Source organism: Stenotrophomonas sp. (assembly GCF_032061965.1).
GTDB lineage: Bacteria > Pseudomonadota > Gammaproteobacteria > Xanthomonadales > Xanthomonadaceae > Stenotrophomonas.
The window spans coordinates 1,772-26,256 of record NZ_DAMBEF010000037.1 but is presented as its reverse complement, the minus strand read 5'-3'; the positions used below and the strand labels follow the sequence as shown (position 1 = coordinate 26,256).

At 66.3% G+C, this 24,485-nt stretch carries 18 protein-coding genes; 6 read left to right on the top strand and 12 right to left on the bottom strand.

The genetic code is table 11. From position 1 onward, the window contains the following. Positions 1–32: 32 nt before the first annotated feature. Genes RT460_RS15870 through pilG form a run of 4 tightly spaced genes read right to left on the bottom strand, consistent with a single transcriptional unit; the run spans position 33 to position 3,424 of the window. Positions 33–2,069, bottom strand: a complete 2,037-nt coding sequence (locus tag RT460_RS15870; RefSeq protein ID WP_313320141.1) for a methyl-accepting chemotaxis protein — start codon at positions 2,067–2,069, stop codon at positions 33–35. A gap of 42 nt (positions 2,070–2,111) precedes the next feature. Continuing rightward, a complete protein-coding gene (locus RT460_RS15865; protein ID WP_313320139.1) occupies positions 2,112–2,642 on the bottom strand; it encodes a chemotaxis protein CheW in 531 nt (176 codons plus the stop codon). After that, positions 2,642–3,004 carry a response regulator gene (locus RT460_RS15860; RefSeq protein WP_313320137.1) on the bottom strand — a complete coding sequence of 121 codons (363 nt, stop codon included), beginning with the start codon at positions 3,002–3,004 and terminating at the stop codon, positions 2,642–2,644. Before RT460_RS15860 ends, RT460_RS15865 begins: the two co-directional genes overlap by 1 nt. A gap of 18 nt (positions 3,005–3,022) precedes the next feature. Continuing rightward, a complete protein-coding gene (gene pilG, locus RT460_RS15855) occupies positions 3,023–3,424 on the bottom strand; it encodes a twitching motility response regulator PilG (protein ID WP_293716199.1) in 402 nt (133 codons plus the stop codon). A gap of 240 nt (positions 3,425–3,664) precedes the next feature. Here pilG and gshB point away from each other — a divergent pair, with 240 nt between their 5' ends. Together gshB and RT460_RS15845 are read left to right on the top strand one after the other, a co-directional pair. After that, positions 3,665–4,615, top strand: coding sequence for a glutathione synthase (gene gshB, locus RT460_RS15850; RefSeq protein ID WP_313320134.1), 951 nt, complete (start codon positions 3,665–3,667; stop codon positions 4,613–4,615). Further along, entirely contained in the window at positions 4,612–5,502 is an 891-nt protein-coding gene (locus tag RT460_RS15845) for an energy transducer TonB (RefSeq protein WP_313320131.1), read from the top strand. The genes gshB and RT460_RS15845 overlap by 4 nt, the downstream gene beginning before the upstream one ends. A gap of 65 nt (positions 5,503–5,567) precedes the next feature. Here the strand turns inward: RT460_RS15845 and RT460_RS15840 are convergent, their stop codons facing one another. The 5 genes from RT460_RS15840 to mrcB form a co-directional block, all read right to left on the bottom strand. Further along, positions 5,568–6,485 (bottom strand): ADP-ribosylglycohydrolase family protein, encoded by a 918-nt coding sequence (locus RT460_RS15840; protein ID WP_313320150.1) that lies wholly within the window; start codon positions 6,483–6,485, stop codon positions 5,568–5,570. Beyond that, a complete protein-coding gene (gene tsaB / locus RT460_RS15835) occupies positions 6,485–7,192 on the bottom strand; it encodes a tRNA (adenosine(37)-N6)-threonylcarbamoyltransferase complex dimerization subunit type 1 TsaB (RefSeq protein ID WP_313320130.1) in 708 nt (235 codons plus the stop codon). Before tsaB ends, RT460_RS15840 begins: the two co-directional genes overlap by 1 nt. 8 nt (positions 7,193–7,200) lie before the next feature. After that, on the bottom strand, positions 7,201–9,309 hold the full coding sequence (locus RT460_RS15830) for an ATP-dependent DNA helicase (RefSeq protein WP_313320127.1): 2,109 nt from the start codon (positions 9,307–9,309) through the stop codon (positions 7,201–7,203). A 100-nt stretch (positions 9,310–9,409) separates the two neighbouring features. Then, positions 9,410–9,943, bottom strand: coding sequence for a hypothetical protein (locus RT460_RS15825; protein ID WP_313320125.1), 534 nt, complete (start codon positions 9,941–9,943; stop codon positions 9,410–9,412). 8 nt (positions 9,944–9,951) lie between these two features. Continuing rightward, positions 9,952–12,372, bottom strand: a complete 2,421-nt coding sequence (gene mrcB, locus RT460_RS15820) for a penicillin-binding protein 1B (protein WP_313320123.1) — start codon at positions 12,370–12,372, stop codon at positions 9,952–9,954. A gap of 96 nt (positions 12,373–12,468) precedes the next feature. On the opposite strand from mrcB, the gene RT460_RS15815 reads away from it, so the two are divergent. Continuing rightward, a complete protein-coding gene (locus tag RT460_RS15815) occupies positions 12,469–14,598 on the top strand; it encodes a glycosyltransferase (RefSeq protein ID WP_313320120.1) in 2,130 nt (709 codons plus the stop codon). A gap of 9 nt (positions 14,599–14,607) precedes the next feature. Here RT460_RS15815 and RT460_RS15810 read toward each other — a convergent pair whose 3' ends face one another. Both RT460_RS15810 and RT460_RS15805 read right to left on the bottom strand, forming a co-directional pair. Then, positions 14,608–16,155: a hypothetical protein gene (locus tag RT460_RS15810; RefSeq protein ID WP_313320117.1), complete on the bottom strand. Its 1,548-nt coding sequence runs from the start codon at positions 16,153–16,155 to the stop codon at positions 14,608–14,610. A gap of 13 nt (positions 16,156–16,168) precedes the next feature. Next, a complete protein-coding gene (locus tag RT460_RS15805; protein WP_313320116.1) occupies positions 16,169–18,325 on the bottom strand; it encodes a bifunctional (p)ppGpp synthetase/guanosine-3',5'-bis(diphosphate) 3'-pyrophosphohydrolase in 2,157 nt (718 codons plus the stop codon). A 63-nt stretch (positions 18,326–18,388) separates the two neighbouring features. Here RT460_RS15805 and RT460_RS15800 point away from each other — a divergent pair, with 63 nt between their 5' ends. Further along, complete coding sequence (locus tag RT460_RS15800; protein ID WP_313320114.1) at positions 18,389–18,904, top strand: hypothetical protein; 516 nt, start codon at positions 18,389–18,391, stop codon at positions 18,902–18,904. A 57-nt stretch (positions 18,905–18,961) separates the two neighbouring features. After that, complete coding sequence (locus RT460_RS15795) at positions 18,962–19,489, top strand: DUF4124 domain-containing protein (protein WP_313320112.1); 528 nt, start codon at positions 18,962–18,964, stop codon at positions 19,487–19,489. 60 nt (positions 19,490–19,549) lie between these two features. Here the strand turns inward: RT460_RS15795 and hrpA are convergent, their stop codons facing one another. Further along, positions 19,550–23,764 carry an ATP-dependent RNA helicase HrpA gene (gene hrpA, locus RT460_RS15790; RefSeq protein ID WP_313320110.1) on the bottom strand — a complete coding sequence of 1,405 codons (4,215 nt, stop codon included), beginning with the start codon at positions 23,762–23,764 and terminating at the stop codon, positions 19,550–19,552. An 88-nt stretch (positions 23,765–23,852) separates the two neighbouring features. On the opposite strand from hrpA, the gene RT460_RS15785 reads away from it, so the two are divergent. Next, complete coding sequence (locus RT460_RS15785; protein WP_313320107.1) at positions 23,853–24,401, top strand: Dps family protein; 549 nt, start codon at positions 23,853–23,855, stop codon at positions 24,399–24,401. Positions 24,402–24,485 lie beyond the last annotated feature (84 nt).

Below are 24,485 nucleotides of genomic sequence, written 5' to 3'. Positions count from 1 at the left end.
TTTGCATCCCCACCTGCTCAGCACCCCGGCGCTCAGGCCGGCAGCTTGAAGTCAGCCACCGAACGGCGCAGTTCCGCCGCCAATTGGTTCAGCTGGCCCAGCGAATCGGCGGTCTGCCCGGCACCCTGCGACGTCTGGCCGGTAATCTGCCGGATCACGCCCATCGTCTGGGTGATGTCGGTAGCTGCCGAGGCCTGCTGGTGTGCGGCGATGGAGATGTTCTTAATCAGGTTGTTGAGCGCGTTGGACACGCGTTCGATTTCGGTCAGTGCGGTGCCGGCGTCTTCGGCCAGGCGTGCACCGGACACCACTTCGGCAGTGGTCTGTTCCATCGAGGTGACCGCTTCGTTGGTATCGGCCTGAATCGCCTGCACCAGACCTTCGATTCGGCGGGTGGCACCGGAGGTACGTTCTGCCAGTCGTTGCACTTCGTCGGCCACCACGGCGAAACCGCGGCCGGCCTCACCGGCCGACGCTGCCTGCACGGCGGCGTTCAGTGCCAGGATGTTGGTCTGCTCGGAAATGTCGTTGATCAGTTCCACGATCGAGCCGATCTCCTGCGAGGACTCACCCAGGCGCTTGATGCGCTTGGAGGTTTCCTGGATCTGGTCGCGGATCTGGTCCATGCCCTGAATGGTCTGGCGCACCACGCCGGCACCCTCGGTGGCGATGACCACCGAGCGCTGTGCCACTTCAGCCGACTCGCTGGAGTTGCGCGACACCTGCTCAATGGACGATGCGATTTCGCCGATACGGTCCGATGCGCTGGTGATTTCGTCGGCCTGGTGGCCGGCGGCCTCGGCCAGCTGCATGGCCGTTGCCTGGGTTTCCTGTGCCGACACCGCCACCTTGCTGGAGATGTCGTTGATCGTGGTCACCAGGTGGCGCAGTTCGTCCACGGCGTAATTGATAGCGTCGGCGATGGCGCCGGTCATGTCCTCGGTCACCGAGGCCTTTACCGTCAGGTCACCTTCACCGAGCGAGCTGATTTCGTCCAGCAAACGCATAATCGCCTGCTGGTTGCGGCTGTTGAACTCCACCTGCGTCTGGTAGCGCACTTCCTGCTCGCGCGAACGGCTGCGCACCGAGCTCCACACGAAGCCGATGATCGACAGCACCGACAGGCCGCCGAAGATCACGCTCCACCAGAAGTTCGGGAAGATGCGGGTATCGCGGGCCGAACCGAAGGCAGAGAACGCATCAAACAGCTTGCGGCTGCTTTCCAGCATCTTGTCCGAGCCGGTGGCCAGCGCCGCCGCCGAGGACTGCGCGGCGAACAGGTTGCGCGAGCTGGCCAGGATGGCGTCGGCGTCCTTCTTCATCTTGGCCCACTGGTTGGCCGACTGCTCCAGGGCAACCTGGGCATCGGCACTGCGCACGGCGGCGATACCCATTTCCTGGTTGCCGTGGCGCAGGCCTTCAAGCACCTGCGAGAACACCACCATGTCGCGTGCCAGCGCGTCACCGGCACCGCTGGCAGCGGCGCCACCGGCGCGGATTTCCGTCACGCGACGGGCCATGGTGCCGACCACAACGACCTGCTGCAGGCCGTTGTAAACCTGCGAGGACTGCGCGCCACCCGCGGTCATCGCGCGCACCACTTCGTTCAACTGCGCCTGCAGCTGCGGCACAGCGCCGACGAAGTTGTCGGCGTTGCCGGCCAGTGCCAGCACCGCCGGTTCGGAGGCGACGATCTGTTCGGCGTTCTTGGACAGCGGCTTCCAGGTATCCACCAGGTTGCCGAGCGGGCCGGACACGCCGCTTTCGTTGCCGTAGCGGCCCTGCAGCTCGCTGACGGTGCTTTCGACCTTGCCGCGCGTGTCCTTGAAGGCCGCGTAGCTGTCGCGGCTACCGGCGACCGCTTCACGGCCCTGGTTGGCCAGCTGCTGTGACAGCACCTGCAGGTCGGCCGCGCCGGTGCTGGCACCGGCCAGGCGGCTGCCCTGCCATGTCGCGACGCCGGTATTGGCGCCGAACACGACCATCGACAGGACCAACAGGCCCAGCCAGAAGTTGGTACCCAGATTGCCAAGCTTGCCAGTCCTGGCGGCTTCGGGAGCAGTACTCATCGTTCGACCTCGGTATCCAATGCGAAGTGGCAGCGGCGCCGATCAGGCAGCGGCTTGCCGGAATTCAGGAGTGCGGGAAAGCAGCGACAGCGAGAAAACCCCCCAGTCGCGGCCATCGTCATGGAAGCCACGCTCAACGAAGTGCGCATAGCGGCCCTGGGCGATATCGCCTGCGGGCACGCCCATCTGCGCTTCGAAGCTGCGCTGGCCGTAAAGCTCGTCGATGACCAGGGCAACGTCGCCGCCGGCCTGGCGCATGATCAACACGCGCTGGCCTTCCTGCGGTGCGGTGCGCTCGCCCTCGAGGAAATACTTCAGGTCCACCACCGGGAACAGGTTGCCGCGCAGGTTGCCCACGCCCAGCAACCACGGCTGTGCACCGGGCACCGGCGTCACCGGCGGCATCGGCACGATTTCCACCACCTCGCGGAAATCGGAGACCAGGTGGCGGCTGCCGATGCGGTAACCCACGCCACGCCATACATCCTGCGAGAAGCTCCGTTCCGGCAACTGCACCGCATGCGCCAGGCTGCGCCGTTCGTAAGCTTCAAGGATGTCGAATGGAGAACGCATCAGCCCACCAGTTTGTTGATCCGCGCGATCAGTTCATCCTCGCGCGGCGGCTTGACGATGTAATCGGTAGCGCCTTGGCGCATGCCCCATGCCTTGTCGGTTTCCATGCCCTTGGTACTGACGATCAGCACCGGGATGTCCCGGGTGGCCTCGTCACGCGACAGCGCGCGGGTAGCCTGGAAGCCGCTCATCCCCGGCAGCACCACGTCCATCAGCACCAGCTGCGGACCTTGGTCACGGGCCAGTTGCAGTCCCTCTTCGGCGTTGTCTGCCGCAAGCACTTCGTGCCCGGCCTTGACCAGCCATTGCGTAAACACCGCCCTGTCGGTCGGTGAGTCCTCGATCAACAAAATTCGAGCCATTGTGCCTTTCCCCCCTGGTCAGGCGTTGACGTATGTGCGGATGGCACCCAGTAGTTCGTCGCGGGTAAAAGGCTTGGTCAAGTACTGTTCGGAACCGACGATGCGGCCCCGCGCCTTGTCGAACAGACCGTCCTTGGACGACAGCATGATCACCGGCGTGCCCTTGAACAGCTGGTTCCCCTTGATCAACGCGCAGGTCTGATAGCCATCCAGGCGCGGCATCATGATGTCGACGAAGATGATCTGCGGTTGCTGATCTGCGATCTTGGCCAATGCCTCGAAGCCATCGGTCGCGGTCACGACCTCGCAGCCTTCCCGCTTGAGCAGTGTCTCAGCCGTACGTCGGATGGTCTTCGAGTCGTCGATGACCATCACCTTCAGCCCTGCGAGTTCCCCACCCGCAGCCATGTTTTCAACCATTAGTTGTTCCCCGGACGCGCGGCCCACACCGAACGTGATGCCGCCGCGAAAGCGCATCTATATCCCAGTCCAGCCGCGAACTGTCAAGCAAGGCACATTTCGCCCGGCCCTGTTGACAGCCTAATGTGATATTCATCGCATTTCGAGCGCAGCTCCATTCAGCCTCACCGTTCCGTCCAGCCGGCTGTGCGCTCCCGGCCTGAACGGCTACCATGGCCGCTGAACTGCCGGATTCAAGTCATGCCATTAGATGTCATCGTGGTGATGGACCCCATCGCCCACATCAAGATCGCCAAGGACACCACCTTCGCCATGCTGCTGGAAGCCCAGCGCCGCGGCCACCGCCTGCACTACGTGCAACCCGGCGGCCTGTCCCTGCACGGGGGAGTGGCCATGGCCCAGGTCGCGCCGCTGCAGGTGCGCGACGACAAGGCTGACTGGTTCACCTTGGGGGCTTGGACGTCCTTGCCGTTCGGCCCGGGGCAGATCGTGCTGATGCGCAAGGATCCGCCCTTCGACGGTGAGTATCTCTATGACACCCATGTGCTGAGCATTGCCCAGCAAGCCGGCGCACTGGTGGTCAACGACCCGCAGGGCCTGCGGGACTTCAATGAGAAGCTCGCCGCGCTGCTGTTTCCGCAGTGCTGCCCGCCTACCCTGGTCAGCCGCAGCGCCGCCGAGCTCAAGGCGTTCGTACTCGAACACGGCCAGGCGGTGCTCAAGCCGCTGGATGGCATGGGTGGTCGCTCGATCTTCCGCAGCGGCACCGGCGACCCCAACCTCAACGTGATCCTGGAAACCCTGACCGACGGCGGCCGCCACCTGGCCCTGGCGCAGCGTTTCATCCCGGATATCAGCGCGGGCGACAAGCGCATCCTGCTGATCGATGGTGAACCGGTGGACTACTGCCTGGCACGCATCCCGCAGGGCGATGAGTTCCGCGGCAACCTGGCCGCCGGTGGCCGCGGCGAAGGCCGCCCATTGAGCGAGCGCGATCGCTGGATCGCCGCGCAGGTGGGCCCGGAGATGAAGCGCCGCGGCATGCGTTTTGTCGGCCTGGACGTCATCGGCGACTATCTGACCGAGGTCAACGTCACCAGCCCGACCTGCGTGCGCGAGCTGGACGCCCAGTTCGGCCTCAACATTGCAGGCCAGCTGTTTGACGCCATCGAGGCCGGCAACCCGCAATGAGTGTGCAAGCTGGCAGCCTGCCCGTCCCGCCCCGCGTTACCGAACAGCAACGACTGACCGCCACCCTGGTGTTGTCGGTGATCGTGCATGGGCTGTTGATTTTGGGCGTGGGCTTTGCAGTCAGCGGCAATGCGCCGCTGGTGCCGACGCTGGACGTGATCTTCAGCCAGACCAGCACGCCGCTGACACCCAAGCAGGCCGACTTCCTGGCGCAGGCCAACCAGCAGGGCGGTGGTGACCACGACAAGGCGCAGCGCCCGCGTGATGCACAGTCCGGCATCGTGCCGCAGGCACAGGATGGCCTGGCGCCGATCCCGCTGCAGGCGCAACGTGCCGCCGCCCCGCCACCGCCACAGGCACGGGTGATCACCAGCACCAATGGCAAGGACCCGACCGCCGAGGCGCAGTCGCAGCCAACCCCCGACCGCCCGGACATCAATGCACCGATGACCGCGCGCGAGCAGCGCGATGCGGAAATGGCACGCCTGGCCGCCGAGGTCCACCTGCGCTCGGAGCAGTACGCCAAGCGTCCCAACCGCAAGTTCGTCTCTGCCAGCACCCGCGAGTACGCCTACGCCAACTACCTGCGCGCCTGGGTTGATCGCGCCGAACGCGTGGGCAACCTCAATTACCCCGACGAAGCCCGGCAGCGTCGTCTCGGCGGCCAGGTGGTGATCACCGTCGGCGTGCGCCGCGATGGAACCGTGGAGAGCAGCCGCATCCTGCGCAGCAGTGGCGTACCCCTGCTTGATGCCAGCGCATTGCGGGTGATCGAACTTGCGCAGCCCTTCCCGGCCTTGCCCAAGACCGAGGACAACATCGACATCCTGCAGGTCACCCGCACCTGGGTATTCCTGCCGGGCGGACAGCTGCGCGACGACCGCTGAGCAACACCTGCTCCTGGAACAGGCAGCACGACCATCCTGCAGGACACGGGCAGCCGCAACGCCTTTCAGGCGCTGAGTGCGGCCTGCATCAGATCATCGGCCACGGCAAGCAGCATCGAGGCCTCATGCAGCCTGTGCCGCCACTCAAGCGGAATCCCCTCCAGCCCGTAATAGGCACCGGCCAGCTGGCCGCAGATCGCTGCCGTGGTATCGGCGTCATCACCGAGATTGGCGGCCTTGAGTACGGCACTGGCGTAATCGTCGGTGGTGGCGAAGCACCATAGCGCCGCCGACAGCGCGTCCACCACATAGCCGCTGCCGCGGATTGCAAGTGCGTCCACGGCGGCATGATCACGCAGTGCAAGTGCAGCAACCGCCGGCGCATCCAGCTTCGCGCCATGTCCCAACAGGATCGCCTGCTTGTCGTGACCGGCCAACGCCGCGCGCAGCTGCGCGGCAAACAGCACGCAGGCGTCCACCGCTTCGGCTGCAGCATGGGTAGTGCGGGAGCTGTCTGCGGCCATCCTGGCCACCGTCGCCAGCGGGCTGTGTGCGTAATACATCGCCACCGGGGCAAGCCGCATCAACGAGCCATTGCCTGCACTGCTTGCTGCCTGGCTGCCACTGAACGGATCACCGCTGCGCAGATAGGCTTCCAGCGCCTGGCTGACGGTGCCGCCGATATCGAAACATTCACCGGTACTGCTCATGTAGCCATGGCGGTACCAGTTGCAATAACGGTTCATCTGATCGACCGCATCGAAGCCCCGGCAATGCAGCAGGCTGTGCGCAAGGCAGAGCGCCATCGACGTATCGTCGGTCCACTGCCCCGGCTGCAGTTCAAACGGGCCGCCACCCACCATGTCGGTCAGCGGCGCGAAAGTTCCCGGTGCGCGGAACTCCAACGTGGTGCCAAGCGCATCACCGACTGCCAACCCCAACAGGCAACCGCGAAAACGGGACCGTGCGGGCGCGCGCGCAATCACTTCTTGGATGCGCGCAGCGCCTGCTGCTCCACCAGGGTCAACGCGACGTTGTCGCGCAGATAGGCCGGCTGCACCAGCTCCGGTGCGATGCCCTCGCCGCGTGCCATGGCCGGCACGGCGATGCGCAGTACATCCGATGCACGCGGCAATGCCTGCGCATCCACGCTCGACAGGCGTGACTGCCAGCGCCTGGCCAGCACGCCCTCGCCCGCACCAAAGCCGGTGCCCACGCCGGCCCAAACACTGCCGTCGTCCGGCAGTTCATAGGCATCCGGGGCAACCAGCAGCTCGCGATCCTGCAACTGCAAACTGCCATCAGCCCCTCGCAGGTAACGCGCGGCATAGATTTCACCCATGCGCGCATCGATGCTGGCCAGCACCCTCGGCGCATCCTGCGGCGCACGCAATGCCAGGGTCTGCAGGGTCGATACCGGCAGCAGTGGCTTGTCCAGCGCCAGCGCAATGCCCTGGGCAATGGCAATGGCCAGACGCACGCCCGTAAACGCGCCGGGGCCGCGCCCCAGGGCGATGCCATCGAGCTGACTGCGACTGATCCCCGCCTCGGCCAGCAACTGCTCGGCCCACGGCAGGCTCAGCTCGGCATGCCTGCGCGGCGCCAGCTCGAATCGCTCCAGGACCTGCCCATCCACATGGAGGGCAACGGAACAGGCTTCGGTGGCGGTTTCAAAGGCAAGCAGCTTCATGGCAACAATCACGACAGGGAAAAGGGAGGCGCAGCGGTATCCGCATCCGCGGACGGTTCATCTGCCGCTGATGGCGGCCCGTGCTCCGGTGCCCATTGTCGCGCAAAGAAGGCCTGCACATCGGCCAGCTCGCGGGTGCGCCGGAACGGCGGCAATGAATCCATGAAGATCCGCCCATAGCCGCGCGACAGCAGCCGCGGGTCGCACAACACCAGCACCCCGCGGTCGGTCTCGCTGCGGATCAAGCGGCCGACGCCCTGCTTGAGCGCGATCACCGCCTGCGGCAGCTGCTCATCGCGGAACGGGTTGCCGCCCTCGCGACGGATCGCATCCAGCCGCGCTTCGAACACCGGATCGTCCGGCGCGGCGAACGGCAATTTGTCGATTACCACCACGCTCAGTGCATCGCCGGCCACGTCCACGCCTTCGCGGAAACTGGCCGAACCCAGCAGCACGCCATTGCCCGATTCACGGAACCGCTGCAGCAGGCTGGCGCGGGGCGCCTCGCCCTGCACGAACAACGGCCATGGCCCACCGCGCAACGCATCGGCCGCCTCACGCAGGGCGCGATGCGAGGCAAACAACAGGAATGCCCTGCCCTGCGAGGCTTCCAGCACCGGCCGCAGGGCAGTGATCAGGGCCGCGCCAAAGCCACGCGCCGCCGGGTCCGGCAAACCCTTGGGCAGATAGCACAGCGCCTGCTGCTGCCAATCGAAGGGGCTGGGCTGCAGCAGCGTGTCCGGATCATCCAGCCCCAAGCGCGTGGCCAGATGATCGAAATCGCCATCCACGGTCAGCGTTGCCGAGGTGAACACCCACGCCGCCATCGAGCGTTGGCGGTGCTCGCGCAACGGCCCGGACACGTCCATCGGCGTGCGCTGGCAACGGAACCCTCGCGGGGTGAGTTCGTACCAGAGCACATCGTTGCTGCTAGCTGCCGCCGGGAACAGCGTCTGCACGCTGCCGACAGTCGCATCGCCCGCCTCGGCGGTATCGGTGGGCGCATCGAAGTCCCAGTCATCCTCCGCCGCGTTGTTGCCCTCATCCAGCCACCGCGACAAGCGCGAGACGCCCTCCAGCGCGCGGGCATGGCAGGCATCCAAGCCGGGCGACGCTTCGCGCACCAGGGCCAGCGCATCACGCAACTGCGCCAGCGCGGCCGCCACGTCGTCAAAACCGTCGGCTACCGCTGGCACTGCCAGCGCGCGCCACTGGGTGCCGCGTGGCGGCAGCTTCTCCATCGCTTCGCGCAACTCGCGCAATGCCAGTTCGAGGGTGGCCACCGGCTGCTGCAATGTGGCCTGGGCACCGGCGACGCTGCGGCTTTCGGCCAGGCAATCACGGGCCAGTTCCTGCCACGGGCGCATGCCAAAGCCTTCGCCGAAGAAGTTGGCTGCCAGCTCCGGCAACTGGTGCGCTTCATCGATGACGAAGGCTTGGGCGCCGGGCAGGATCTCACCGAAGCCTTCCTGCTTGAGGGCCAGATCGGCCAGCAGCAGGTGATGGTTGACGACCACCAGATCGGCTTCCTGCGCCCGCTGCCGCGCACGCACCACGAAGCAATCGGACCAGAACGGGCAATCGGTGCCCAGGCAGTTGTCCACGGTCGAGGTGACCATGGGCAGCAGCGGCGAATCATCCGCCAGCCCTTCCAGCTCGGCGATATCACCGTACTGGGTGCGGCCGGACCAGGCGATGATGCGCTGGAACTGCGCTACCTGTTCCTGGCTGTTGAAGCGGGGCTCACCGCGCGCCTGATCCAGACGATAGCGGCACAGGTAGTTGGCCCGGCCCTTGAGCAGGGCTGCGCGGTGACCAACGCCCAGGGCAGCCCGCACCCGCGGCAGATCACGATGGTAGAGCTGGTCCTGCAGCGCGCGGGTGCCGGTGGAGACAATGGTTTTCAGTCCCGACAGCAACGCCGGCACCAGATAGGCGTAGGTCTTGCCGGTGCCAGTGCCGGCTTCGGCCAGCAGCACGTCGCGCTGCTGGAAGGTATCGGCGATGGCCGCCGTCAGCCGCAACTGCGCCGGCCGTGGCACGAACGCATCAAGCTGGCGCGCAAGCGCACCACCTTCACTCAGGGCTTCACGGCTGGCGCTGGCTAACGAGGACATGAGCTAAGGGCGGATTCGATAAGGAGCGCGCGGCGCGATGGTCCCGCGATAACGGCGGCAGCCATGGGCCCGGGCTCAGCACCCGGATGCCATCCCGCCATCAATAGCGCTTGATGCCGGGCACCGTGCAGCTCTCGATCTGCGCATGCGCCGAGACGGCATTTTCCTTCTGCGCCCGGGCCAGACGTGACTGCTCGATGGTGGCCCAGTGACGACGGCACAACGGCCCGGTGCGCGAGCCCAGGTCCAGCGCCTTTTTTGAAAGGGTCTCGGCACGCACCCAGTCGCCCTGCAACAGCGCTACCTCGGCGCGTTCCTGCAGGATGCCCGGATCGTCTTCAACCTGCAGCAGCGCCTGGTTCAAGGCTTCTGCAGCGCCGGCAAGGTCACCAGCCTTGCGCTTGCCGATGGCTGATTCACGCAGATCCTCGACCTGCGCGTCACGCAACGGCTGTACGTTCAACTCGGTATCGTCGACACCGGCGATCTGCTCCACCGCCATCATCCGCTGCGCGGGCGTGGTGTTGTCCACGGGCACCGGCGGCGCCGGCGGGGGTGCGCTTACGCAGGCACTGAGCAACAGGGAGGCCGCGGTGGCGGCCAGCGCATGACGGGTCAGGGACTTGGCATTCATGGGCTGCATTATCGCGCGGGGCTGTCTGAAGCGGGCGTTGACGCGGCATCCTCAGGCTTGCGGTCAAGCCCGAACCAGCTGCGCCAACCGCCGCCTTCCTGCTGCGCGCCCTCGCCGTCCACCGGCGCCTGCTCGGCGGGCATGCTGCACGGCACGTGCTGCGGGGCAAAGCCGACCACGAACGGGAAGCGGCGTGCCCCCGGGCAACCTTCATCGGTGGCATTGCTGCCCGCGGCTTCCACGTACTGCCAGTCCAGGCCCTTGTTGTTCACATGCAAGGCCTTGCTGGGCAGGCTGCGGAAGATACCCGACCACACCCGCATCGCACCGGAAGCACCGAACAGACCGGTCTGTTCGTTCTGGTCGTTGCCCATCCAGATCACCGCCAGATGGTCGCCGGTATAGCCGGCGTACCAGCTGTCGCGGCCGTCATTGGAGGTGCCCGTCTTGCCGGCAGCCTGCAGCCGCGACAGGCCATCGGCATTGAGCCCGGCAGCCGTGCCGCTGGAGACCACCTGCTGCAGGCCCACGCTGATCAGGTTGGCAGCGATGGAATCCCCCTCCTGCGCGGGTGCCGGATTCTTGTCGTAGCGCTTGAGCAGCTTGCCCTGCGCATCGACCACACCACGCACGGCGTGCAGCGGCTGGATTTCACCGCCCGAGGCCAGGAACTGATAAAGCTGGGCCATGCCGTACGGACTCTGGTCGGTAGAGCCCAGGATCACCGAAGGATTGGATTCGGCCTTCAGGCCCGCCAGCACGTGGATCAGTTGGGTCAGGCGTTCCGGCCCGACCTGCATGCCCACCCGCACTGTCGCCTGGTTGTAGGAGCGTGCCAACGCATCGATCAGGCGCACGGTGCCATGGCTGCGCCGGTCGGCGTTGTCCGGTGTCCAGTTGCGGCCGCGGCTGAGCTTGACCGTCACCGGGGAGTCGTCCACCCAACTGGCCAGCGAGAAGCGGTCCGGCTGGGCCAGCGCCAGCAGGTAGACGAAGGGCTTGAGCAACGAGCCCACCGGGCGCTGGGCGTCGATGGCGCGATTGAAGCCCGGCTCGGCCACATCCACGCTGCCAACCACGGCCAGCACGTCACCGTTATGCACGTCGGTGACCACCAGGCCGGTCTGCAGTTCCGGGCGGCGCTTGTTCTGCAGTGACTTGATGGTGTGCGCCACCGCGCCCTCGGCATACGCCTGCGCCGACGGCGACATGCCGGTAAAGACATTCAGGCCGGCACCCTGCAGCACATTCTCCGGATAGTCATGACCCAGTTGGCGACGCACCAGGTCGACATACGCCGGGAAGCGGTTGGCCGCCGCCAGGCCAGGCGTGGTCGATACACCCAACGGCGCCTTCAGCGCACGCTGGTATTCGGCATCGTCGATCAGCTGGTTCTCGTGCAGTTTGCCCAGCACGAAGTTGCGCCGGTCCAGCGCGCGCTCGGGGTTGCGCCGCGGGTCGTAATACGACGGCCCCTTGACCATGCCGATCAGCAGGGCGACCTGCTCGCTGGTCAACGAACCCAGGTCACGGCCGAACCAGAACTCGGCACCTGACGACACACCGTGGATCGCCTGCTTGCCGCGCTGACCCAGGTAAACCTGGTTGAGGTAGGCCTCGAGGATGGTGGACTTGTCATAGCGCGCTTCCATGATCAGCGCGTACAGCACTTCGTTGAACTTGCGGGTTACGGTCTGTTCCTTGCCGATGCCGAGCAGGCCGCTGCGGGCCAGCTGCTGGGTCAAGGTACTGGCGCCCTGGCGGGTTTCACCGCCCGAACGCAGGGTCACCCACACCGCGCGGACGATGCCGCTCAGGTCGATGCCGTGATGGCGGGCAAAGTCCTTGTCCTCGACCGCCTGCAAGCCGGTAACCAGCAGCTCGGGGGTCTCGCTGATACGGACCAGCCTGCGCTCTTCCTGCTTCTGCCCATACAACGTCGCGATGCGCGCCGGGTCCAGCCGCGCGGCCTTCAGCGCCTTGCGATCGGCCCCGTCACGCAGCGAGGCCACCTGGCCACCGGACACCACCACCTCCAGTCGGCGCGGTGCCACCCGACCATCGACGTCGACGTAGCCGCGGCTGGAGACCCGGAAGGTCGCGCCCTGCACGCTGTACGTGCCCGGACTGCTGCCCGTGCCATCGTCGCGATAGCCCGATGCCGCCAGCTCGGTCTTGAGCGTTGCGGCGTTCATCGCAACGCCCGGACTGAGCACCAGCGGCCGGGCATAGACACGCGTCGGTATCTGCCAGCGCAGCTCACCAAAACGCTGGGTGACCTGACTGTTCAGGTAAAGCGTATAGGGGATCAGGAAGCCCAACCCCAGTGCGACGGCCGCAATACCCCAGGTGATGAGGCGGTTGCGCCAAGGCGAGGTACTGCCGTCGGTATCGTCGTCGAATTCGTCGGAATCGTAGCGTCGGGGCACGGGAATGCGAGAATGTGAAGTGGGACGAGTCTAACGCAGCCATCGAGCGACGCGCGTTTGCCCTCCCGCCCCTGCTTAAGCTGGAGTTCCATGGGAATGTCGATGTCGTTGGCCGATGCGCGCTACCACCTCAACCGCATCATCGGCCTGGCCCGCCGCGGCCTGGCCAGCCTGCGCACCCGCGGCTGGCGTGCCACCCTGCATCGCGTGGGCGTGCATACCCGGCGCCAACCGCCGACCGAGCGGGAGCCGCTGTACTTTCCGCAGCCTGCCGCCTTCGCGCCGTTCAGCGTGCCCAGCAGTGCGCAACCCACGGCCAGCATCGTCATCCCGGTCTACAACCATGCCGATCACACCCTGGCCTGCCTGCGCGCATTGGCTGCGCATCCCCCGGTGGCCGCCTGCGAAATCCTGGTGATCGACGATGGCAGCAGCGACGCCACCGTCGAATGGATGCCGCAGATCACCGGCCTGCGCTACCACGTGCGCCCGCACAACGGCGGCTTCATCGCGGCCTGCAACGATGGCCTGCGCCTGAGCCGGGGCGAGTACGTGGTCCTGCTGAACAACGACACCATTCCGCAGTCGGGCTGGCTGGACGCATTGTTGGACACCTTCGCGCGTACACCACAGGCCGGCCTGGTCGGCTCGCAGCTGATCTATCCGGACGGGCGCCTGCAGGAGGCCGGCGGGGTGGTGTTCAACGATGGCAGCTGCTGGAGTTACGGCCGCTTCGAGTCGGCCGAGGACCCGCGCTACAGCGCCCTTCGCGATGCCGACTACTGCTCGGGCGCCGCCATCGCCTTGCCGCGCGCCCTGTTCGAACAGTTGGGCGGGTTCGACAGCCGCTACGCCCCGGCGTACTACGAAGATACCGACCTGGCTTTCAAGGTGCGTGCTGCGGGCAAGCGGGTGCTGGTGCAGCCGGCCAGCCGTGTGGTGCACGACGAAGGCACCAGCAATGGCACCGATACCGGCAGCGGGGTCAAGGCCTACCAGGTACGCAATCAGAAAGTGTTCGCCGAGGTCTGGCAGCAGACGCTGCAGGCACAGCATCCGGCTCCCGGCGCCGTCCCCTCGCCCGCGCTGCTGCATGCACGGCAACGGCAGATCCTGATCATCGACGAGAACCTGCCGCAGCCTGACCGCGACTCGGCGTCATTGCGTCAGTTCAACCTGATCCGCATGTTGCTGGCCGAAGGTGCGCACGTTGTGTTCCTGCCAACCCGTGGCGAGCCCGCCAGTGCTGCCAGCGCGGCGTTGCAGGCCCTCGGTGTTGAAGTCTGGCATGCCCCCTTCCTCGATGGCGTCGGCAGCTGGCTGCGTGGCAACGGCTCGCGCTTTGCGGTGGTCATGCTGGTGCGCCACCACGTTGCCCGTGAGTGCCTGCCGCTGTTGCGGCAGTTCGCACCGCAGGCGCGCACCGTGTTCGATACCGTTGACCTGCACTATCTGCGCGAGCGACGCGGCGCCGAGTTGGCCCGCGATCAGCGCCTGCTGCGCAGCGCCGAACGCACCCGCGCCGCGGAACTCGAGGTGATGGCCGCCACCGACGTCACCTTGCTGGTCAGCGCAGCGGAAAAGGAGCAACTGGCGACCGATGCACCGCAGGTGCGGGTTGAACTGATCTCCAACCTGCACGAAGTCGCCGAGGTCGGTCCCGGCTGGGTGCAACGCCATGACCTGGTCTTCGTGGGTGGTTTCCGCCATCCGCCGAACCTGGATGCAATGCAGTGGTTCATCGGCGAGGTGTTCCCTCTTATCCATGCACAGCGGCCTGACATCCGCTTCCATTGCATCGGTGCCGACGTCCCCGACAGCCTGCAGGCGCTGGCGGCCGATCAGCCCGGGGTAACGATCCATGGCTATGTGCCCGATGTGGTGCCGTACATGCGGCAGGCGCGCATTGCGGTGGCACCGTTGCGCTTTGGCGCCGGGGTCAAGGGCAAGGTCAATCTGAGCATGGCCCACGGCCAGCCGGTTGTGGCTACCACCTGCGCGGTGGAAGGCATGCACCTTCGCCACGGTCTGGATGTGCTGGTGGCCGATGGCGCCAGTGCCTTTGCCGGCGCGGTGCTGCGGCTGTATGACGATGCCGGCTTGTGGCAGCGGCTGGCCGACAACGGCCAGGCCAACATCACCGAGCACTTCTCCATGGAGGCGGCACGACAGGCCGTGCAACGGGTGTTCTTCGCTACGCCGGCTGGAACAGTGCCTATCCGCTGAGCACTGCCATCAGCGCAGCGCGTTGCGTACCCGCTCGCTGAAGCCGGTGATCTCCGGCGTCGCCGCATCGATCTCCTGCGCCTGCAGCAACGCCTGCTGCGCGAACGCAATATCTCCACTGCCCAGGCGTTCACTGCCCACGGCGATCCAGCGCTGCGCCAGCCGGCGGCGTGCCGTGGCCAAACTGGAGTCCCCCGGCGCCAACGCTTGCCAGGCATCCAGGCAGGTGCGCGCGGCCCGCAACCGATTCGCGCGCAGGTTGTCCTCCATGCAGGCCCGTGCCGCGGGCTGGATGCGTGCAGCCGCCCGCTTCACCCGCGGATCCTGCGGCGCCAGCGCCTGCGCAGCCTTGAAGCGGTCATAGGCGCTACTGCCCGGCGGCAGCAACCACTGCTCACGCGCCTCGGCATCCTGCAACTGCTTGAGCAGGGTTTTCAGGCGTCGCTCACGCTCGCCTGCCGGCAAGCCGGTATCCATGCTGCGGCGTGCGTTGCGAATGCGTTCAACCGTCTGGGTGGCAGCGGCGACTTCAGCACTGTCCGGAGCCAGGCGCCGCGCCTGCTGCAACGCATGCGCGGCTTGTTCGAACTGGAAATCGCCTGCCAGACGTGTGGCTTCCTGCGCCTGCAGATGGGCTACCCGCTCCAATCCCTGCCGCGCCGCGGGGTCTTCCGCAACCGCCACAACCTGTTCGAAGGCATCGGCGGCAGCGTCCAACCGACCGCGCGCCAAGGCCCGCTCCCCCTGCAGCCGATGTTGTTCCAGCGCGGCATTCAACAAGGCCTTGGCGGCCGGCAACTCGGCATGCCCGGCATCGTAGCGCTCCACCCGTCGCAGGCCTTCTGCAGCGGCCTGCAACTGCCCGTTCTCGACTGCGCGGTTGGCCTGCATCAACAGATCGGCCAGCGCCTCATCGCGCCCTTCGAGCGCCTGCATGCGATCCGGCTGGATCGCCAGCACCTGCTGGTACAAGGGCAGCGCACTGTCATCACCATCATCCAAGCGTCCCTGCGCCTGTGCCGCCTCGGCCTGCAGCAGCAGGTCCTCGACGCTGCCCTGGCCACGCTGCAGCCCATGCAGTTCCTGGTTGATGCGATCGATATCCGCTGACGGTGCCTGCAGCCTGCGCGCCAGCTGCAGCGCCTGCTCACATCCCGCGTAGTCGCCCTTGGCCAAGGCCTGTCGGGCCCGCTGCAAGGCGGCCTGCGCGGTGCGCGCCAAGGCCTGCCGCACGTCACTGCGATCCGGGTCCAGCGCGGCGGCGGCCTCGAACAACTCGCGGGCACCGCTCCCGTCTTCGGCACTCAGCCGTCCTTGCGCCAGCGCCGTGTTTCCCGCATCCAACAGCATCTGGATGCGGCTCTCCGGCCACAGCCAATCCGCCAGCGGCTGCCGGAACAGCGCCAGCACGATGCTAAGCGCCAACACTCCGATGGCGATCGCACGCCACGCGCGCGGGCTGTTCCAGCCACGCGCAACCCACCAGCGCCCGTACAGCCGCAGCTTGTCGCCCAGTGTTTCCAGTCCTTGTTGGCCACGTTGGCGCCAGTTCTCCATGCGCCAAGTTTACCTAGCCTAACCTTCGCGCATCGTCTACGCCGGGCAAGGCATCCAACTTTCCAAGCAAGGTGGACAGCTGCCCGTAGTCATTGACCTTCAAGCGCAGGCGCAGCTGCACCCGTCCGCTTTCGCGCAGGTTGTCGCTGTTGATCTCGATGACGTAAGCGTCTTCCTGCGCAATCAGGTTGGTGATGTCCTTCAGCAACCAGCGCCGGTCCACCGCCCGCACCATCACATCCACCTCATACGCCGAGCCCTTGCGCCCCCACTCCACCGGCAATACGCGGTCAGGATGGGCCGCAGCCAAGCGAGCCAGTGACGCGCAGTCGGCGCGGTGCACAGTCACACCGCGGGTACGGGTGAGATAGCCCTGGATGGGCTCGCCCGCCACCGGTTGGCAGCAACGGGCCAACTGCACCAACAGGTTGCCAACCCCCTGCACGGTGAAATCGGACTTGCCGGTGCCACCGCGGCGCGCGGTTGGCCGTGGCATCGCCGGGGCAGCCGGTGCCTGCGCTGCCTTTTCCGCCTCCAGCAAGGCACGGCTTACCTGGTTGGGCCCGGTATCACCCAACGCCACCTGGATATACAGATCATCCACGGTGTCCGCGTGGAACTTGCGTGCGGCCACCGTCAGGTCAGCCTGCTGCAGGCCCAGTCGCTTGAGCTCGCGCTCCAGCAGCTCGCGGCCGGCCTGCACGTTGCGCGCGCGGTCCAGCTTGTGGAACCAGCTGCGCACCTTCTCGCGCGAACGGGCGCTGGCCAGGAAGCCATTGGACAGCAACAGCCAATCGCGACGTGGATCGGCTTCCTTGCCGGTCATGATCTCGACCCGGTCACCACTACGCAGCTTGTACCCCAGCGGCACGATGCGGCCATTGACCTTGGCACCACGGCAACGGTGCCCGACCATGGTGTGCACGTGATAGGCGAAATCCAGCGGCGTGGCGCCCGCCGGCAGGTCCATCACCTCGCCCTTGGGGCTGAGCGCGTAGACCCGGTCCTCGACCAGTTCGGCATCCAGCGCACCCGCCAGGTCCTCGGGGTTGCCGGGGTCCTGCGCCTGCTCCAGCAATTGCCGCATCCAGGTGATCTTGCGGTCGAAGGCCTTTTCCGCGCCCTTGCCGCCTTCCTTGTATTTCCAATGTGCCGCCACGCCCAACTCGGCCTGGGCATGCATTTCGTGTGTCCGTATCTGCACCTCGATCGTGCGCCCTTCCGGACCGATCACAGCGGTATGCAACGAGCGGTAATCGTTGGCCTTGGGGCGGGCGATATAGTCGTCGAACTCGCTGGGGATGGGGGTCCACAAGGCGTGCACGATGCCCAGCGCCGCATAGCAGGCACCCACGTCGTCGACCATCACCCGCACCGCGCGCAGGTCGTACAGCTGCTCAAACGCCAGCTGCTTTTTCTGCATCTTCCGCCAGATGCTGTAGATGTGCTTCGGCCGGCCGCTGACCTCGCCCCGGATGCCCTGCTCGGCCAGCGCCGCGGACAGCTTTTTCTTCACCGTTTCCACGTAGCGTTCGCGCGCCACGCGGGTTTCGTCCACTTCGCGGGCGATATGCCGGTAGGTCTCCGGATCGAGGAAGCGGAAGGCCAGGTCCTCCAGCTCCCACTTCAGCTGCCAGATGCCCAGGCGGTTGGCCAGCGGCGCATGGATGTCGCGGGTCAGCTGTGCCAGCGCACGGCGCTCCGGCTCGGGCAGCTTGTCGGCCGCACGCATGCAGGCCAGCTGCCGCGACAGCAGGATCGGCACCACCCGCAGGTCGTGGATGATGGACAACAACAGGCGGCGCAGGCCCTCGCTGTTGCGGCCGGCATCGCGCCCGGCATGTAGCGCCCAGACCTGGTCGGCCGCTTCCTGGCCATCCAGCAGCCCGGCCACCGCAGCAGCGGCGGGCCCCAGCGGCAGCTCGGCCTGGTGGGCACGCAGGCCCGGCAGATCAAACAACAGGGCCGCAACGATCACGCCTTCGTCGGCGGACAGCAGGGCAAGCGAATCCAGCGTGTCGGCCAGCACCGGCCAAGGCAGGCGGGGCGAGGTATCGACATCGGCGTGCTGCCAGCACGTCAACAGGGCCTGCCGCAGTGGTTCGGACAGGGCGCGGGTAGAGGCACGCTGCAGCAGCGCTTCCAGGCCGGGGGAGGAGGAACGGTTCACAGCATTCAATTACGGACGGATACCCCTACACTAGCGCCCAACCGTCTCCGGGAACAATCACCCATGAAGCTGCCCCGCCTGGCTGTCCTGCTTGCTGTCACTGCACTGTCTCTGTCCCCGTTCACCCCAGCCCATGCGCAGCGCGTGGTGGAGGGCGACCTGCAGCAGCAGATGTCCGCTGACGAGTTCAAGGCCGCCGGCCTGGACAAGCTCACCCCGCAGGAGCTGACCCGCTTGAACGCCTGGCTGCAGGGCAAGGTCGAACAGGCCACCACGCAAGCGGTGGAACAGGCGCGCGAAGAAGGCCGCCAGGAAGTGATCGTGAAGAACCACGGCTTCTTCAACTTTGGCAGCAACGACCCCATCCAGGCCAAGCTCGCCGGTGAGTTCCGCGGCTTCGGCAAGGGCCGCCAGTACACCCTGGACAACGGCCAGGTTTGGGAGCAGACCGACGATGCCAGCGTTTCCGGTGTGCGCAAGCAGGACCCGGGCGTGCGCATCACCCCGGGGCTGATGAACGTGTGGTACCTGCAGATCGATGGGCTCAACACCCGCGCCAAGGTCCGTCGCACCAAGTAATCCCACCGCCCCCGGCCCGGTGCCGGGGTCTGTCCCTGCCGACGAGCCTTCCTCTCCATGCCCGCAATCCTGTTCATCCTGCTGTTGCTGCTGCCCGCCACCGCTGCAGCAGACGTCTACAAGTGCAAGGGCAAATCCGGCGAAACGATGTATTCGGAACACCCCTGCGATGCACGCGCCGAGCCGATGAAGTTGCGCGACACGACGCCGTCGGCGGCCGTAGCGCCGGCAACCGTGGCCATGGACAACGGCGCGCAAACGCAGCAGGGCGACAGCGAGAGCCCGGCAGCGGCCGAAAGCAGTGGTGAGCTCGAGGCCATCCGCGCCGCCGAGAAAAGCTGCATCGCCGATGCCACCGCGTCGATCTACGGGCCCTCCAACGATCGCGTCGGCACCCTGCAGCAGCAGATGTCCCAGCTCAACGAACAGTTGGCGTCAGCCAATGATGCCGAGCGCAGTCAGGCGCTGCGCACCCGCATGGCCACGTTCCGCCAAGCCATCACGCGTGAGCACAACAACGCGCATACGCAGATGACGAATGCGCGCCGCCGCTGCATCGAGCTGGCCAAAACCAGCAACCGCTGAGGCCAACCGCCATGCACCTGGTCACCGCCGTGGCAACGGCGGTGACCGATGGCGTGCAACTCAGCTGCGCAGCGCGGCTACCCGCTGCGCCAGTTTCTTGGCAGACACGCCGGAGCGGAAACCCAACTCCTGGGCGAACAGGGACACCCGCAGCTCCTCGATGTCCCAGCGCAGCGCGGCCCAATCGGGGCGCTCACTACGGCCCTGCACCCGCGCTTCATCCAGGGCATCGACAAACGGCTTGAGCTCCAGCATGCGCGCCTGGTCGCGCGGCGGATCGCGCTTGGCACGTTCGGCGCGCAGGATCATCGCCTTCAGGTAACGCGGGAACTGCGCCAGCGCATCGGCCGGCGTCTCGCGCAGGAAACCGGCATGCACCAGTCCAGCCAACTGTGCCTCCATGTCATCGAGGTTGCCGCGCGCCCAGCCCATCAACGGCGCCTCCAGCTGCGGTTTCAATTCGCCCACCAGGCCAAGAATGTTCTCGGCCAGCTTGAGGCGCTGCATGGCCTCACCGAACAGCTGCTTGGCAGCTTCCGCTCGACGTTGTTCGAACGCCTCTGCGCTGCGGATGTCACCCAGGCCATCTGCCAGCACCGCGTTGAGTGCGGCATCAACCAGATCGCCTCGAAGCCGTTCCTGTGACTCGATGGCGGCATACAGCAAACCGGTTTTTGGTGACACCGGCAGCTGTTTGCGCGCCTGTTTGAGTTTGTCGGCAACCGCGATCTCCAGCAGGCGCCGCACGCCATGCGGATGCGCCAGGCGTGCCTCGTTGCGGTCGGCGAATATGCGCAACGCCGCCGCCTCGCCGGTATCCACCAAGGCCGGATAGGCCGGCACGCCCGCTTCGCCGGGGACCTGTTCGGGGATGCTGGCGGCCGGGAACTCACGCAGGCCTTCCGCCGCCAGCGCCTTGCCTGCACGCGCGGCAAAGGCATTGCCAGCACGCTCGCCAAAGCGGGCCCGCAACGTATCCAGGTCACGTGACATCGCCAACATTCGACCCGATGCAGGTTCCGCGGCACCCGGCTTGCCACGGCCGGACTGGTCCGCTGCACCGGCTGCAGCAACCTCGAACAGGCGCAGGTTCATGCGCAGGTGCGGTTCAAGCGCTTCGATGTCGAAATCGGTGGCCGCCACCGCCGCGCCGGTAGCCTTGGACAGGAATCGCGCCAGTTCGCCACGGATATCGTCGGCCGATGGCTGCGGCCAGGCCTCGAAGAACGCGCGGCCGAAATCCGGTGCGGGCACGTAGTTGCGACGCATCACCTTGGGCAGGCTGCGGATCAGCGCTGACGCTTTCTCCGCCACAAAACCCGGCGCCAACCAGGACAGCTGTGCGGCATCCAGCGCGTTGAGTAGATGCAGCGGCACGTCCAGGGTGACGCCATCGTCCTCGCTGCCGGGCTCGAAGCGGTAATGCAGGGCCAGGCGTGCATCACCCAACGCCAGGTACTTGGGATAGCGATCCTGCTCGCTGCCCTCGCCCGGCAACAGGTCGATCAACGACCAATGCAGACTCCGACGCTGCTCCGGCGGCAAGGCCTTCCACCAGGCGTCAAGCAGGCTGACCGAATGGATATGGGAGGGCACCCGGTCCAGGTACCAGCGTGCCTGCCAATCCTCGTCGGCGACGATGCCCGCGCGACGCAGCTTGGCTTCTTCCTCACGCGCCTGTTCGAGCACCTTGATGTTGTCGGCGACAAAACTGGCGCGGGTATTGATCTCGCCGGTCACCAGCGCCTGGCGCACGAAGATGTCATGCGCCTCGCCGGGGTTGATCTTGCCGTAGTGCACCGGCTTTTTCGGCGCCAGCACCAGACCGAACAGGCTGATCTGCTCGGACGCCAGTACCTGCCCTTGCGCGCGCGACCAGTGCGGGTCGAAATGCTTGCGAGCCAGCAAGTGCGGGACTTCGGAAATCACCCAGTCCGGCTCGATCGACGCATTGGTCATGCCCCAGACACGCTGGGTATCCAGCAAGGTCGCGCTCAGCACCCACGGCGGCGGCCGCTTTGCCAGCGCCGACCCGGGGAACAGGTGGAAACGGCGTTGCCGCGGCGCCTGGAAGTCGCCCTTCTCGGTGCGATGGCCCACCTGCGTCGGCAAGCCCGCCAGGATGGCCCGATGCAGTGACTGATACGCCGCTATCCGCACCTTGTCCGGGATGGAAGCGAAACCGGGGTCAGCGTCAGATTTCCCAGATCCCTTTCCAGTCCTGGCGGGCCCAGCGGGCAAAGCTGACCCTGACCCCGGTTTTTGCCCCTCGCGCGCCAGACGCGCAGCCTTGTGCAGCTCGCCACGCGTGGCCTTGCGCTTGGCCTCGCTGTCGCCGCCGGCAGGCAGTGCCGGTGCCGCGGACAGCAGCGCGCGGCCGAAACTTTCGTCCTCGCCCAGGGTCCAGCCCAGTTCTTCGCACAGCAGCCGCAGCTGCCGATGCAGCTCGCGCCATTCACGCATGCGCAGGAAGCCGAGGAAATGACGGCCACACCAATCACGCAGCTTGGATTGGGTAAGTTCCTCATGCGCATCGCGGTAGGCGTTCCACAGACGCAGGATGCCGATGAATTCGGAACGGGCATCGGCAAACAGCGCATGCGCGTTGTCGGCAGCTTCGCGTGCCTCCGGCGGGCGTTCGCGCGGGTCCTGGATGCCCAGGAACGAAGCGATCACCACCATCTCGCGCAGGCAGCCCCCCTTGTTGGCCGCCACCAGCATGCGCGCCAGCTTCACGTCCACCGGCAGGCGTGCCATCTGCCGGCCAACGGCGGTGAGTTTGCGCTCTTCGTCGATCGCGCCCAGTTCGGCCAGTTGCTGCCAGCCGTCGGCCACCGCGCGTTCGTCAGGCGCCTCCAGGAACGGGAACTCGTCGATCTGTCCCAGGCCCAGCTGCAGCATGCGCAGGATCACGCCGGCCAGTGACGAGCGGCGGATTTCCGGATCGGTGAACTCAGGGCGGCTCTGGAAATCGGCCTCGGCATACAGCCGATAGCACACGCCTTCGGAAATACGGCCGCAGCGCCCCTTGCGCTGGTTGGCACTGGCCTGCGATACCGGTTCGATATGCAGGCGATCGAGCTTTTGCCGCGGGCTGTAACGCTTGATGCGGGCCAGGCCCGGATCGATCACATAGCGGATGCGCGGCACGGTCAACGAGGTTTCGGCCACGTTGGTGGTCAGCACGACGCGCCGTTTGGCGCCGGGATTGAATACCCGATCCTGGTCTTTGGCCGATAGCCGCGCATACAGCGGCAGCACTTCGGTTTCGCGGTACTTGCGCCGCTCCAGTGCCTGGTGGGCGTCGCGGATCTCGCGTTCGCCGGGCAGGAACACCAGCACGTCACCGCGCGGATCGCTGCGGGTGATTTCGTCCACCGCGGCGACGATCGCCTCGTTGACCGACATCGGATCGCTGTCGTCATCCTCACGCCGTCGGTTGCCGGTTCCCGCCGGCGCCGTTTGCGCGGCAGCATTGCCCCCCTCTTCCAGCGGGCGGTAGCGCACCTCCACCGGATAGGTGCGGCCTTCGACGTTCACCACCGGCGCGTTGTTGAAATGGCGCGAAAAACGCTCGGTATCGATGGTCGCCGAAGTCACGATCAACTTCAGGTCCGGGCGTTTGCGCAACAGCTGCTTGAGATACCCCAGCAGGAAGTCGATGTTGAGGCTGCGCTCGTGGGCTTCGTCGATGATCAGCGTGTCGTAGCGCGACAACCAGCGATCGGAGGCAATCTCGGCCAACAGGATGCCGTCGGTCATGAACTTGATGCGGCTGTCCTCACCGACCTTGTCGGTGAAACGGACCTGATAGCCCACCACCGTGCCCAGTTCGGTCTGCAGCTCCTCGGCCACGCGCGCGGCCACGGCACGGGCGGCGATGCGGCGTGGCTGGGTGCAGCCGATCATGCCGGCACTGCCGCGGCCTGCGGCCAGGCACAGCTTGGGCAGCTGGGTGGTCTTGCCCGAGCCGGTTTCGCCAGCGATCACCACCACCTGGTGGGCACGGATCAGATCGGTGATCTGCTCAGCCTCGCGCGCGATCGGCAGCGCGTCATCCATGGTGATGGCGATCGGCCGCGCGGCGCGCTGCTGGCGCTGCGCACGCGAACGCTCCAGCAACTGCTGGAAGGCCGCTTCCGCAGCCGCATCGGGCTTGCCCTGCCAGCGCGACAGCAGCCCCAGCAGGCGGCCGCGGTCCCGGCTCATGGCGCCATCAATGGCGGTACGGGCCTCGCGCAGGCGCTTGGGCAGGTTGTTTTCGATAGCACTCATCAATGGTTCAACGTGAAAAACTTGAAATGCAGGTATGGTCCCCATAGCGCTATTGTGAAGCCATTCAACCCGCCAAGGAGAAAGCGTCATGGCCAAGGCCAAGAGCAGCAGCAAACCAGAAGCCGGAAAGAAGAAGCTGGCAGCCGCAGCACCGTCCACGCCTGGTGTTGATATCGGGATCAAGGACACTGATCGCAAGAAGGTAGCCGATGGGCTGTCCCACTTCCTCGCCGATGCCTACACCCTGTACCTGAAGACCCACAACTTCCATTGGAATGTCACCGGGTCGATGTTCAACTCGCTGCACACCATGTTCATGGACCAGTACACCGAGCAGTGGAACGCCCTGGACGAGATTGCTGAACGAATCCGCGCCCTGGGCTTCAACGCGCCGGGCTCCTACCGCGAGTTCGCCGCGCTGACCTCGATCCCGGAGGAACCGGGCCTGACCGAAAGCCCGGACTGGCGCGAGATGGTGCGGCAGCTGGTAGTCGGCAACGAAGCTGTATGCCGCACCGCACGCAAGGTGCTGGACCAGGCCGATGACGCCGACGATGCCCCCAGCGAGGACCTGCTGACCCAGCGCCTGCAGATCCACGAAAAGTATGCGTGGATGTTGCGGTCGTTGCTGCAGTAAGGGGAAGTCATCCCCGCAAGCGGGCATGCCCCCCAGGATTTGCACGGCAAATCCTGGGCCCCGGCCCTAGGCGCCAGATCCCCC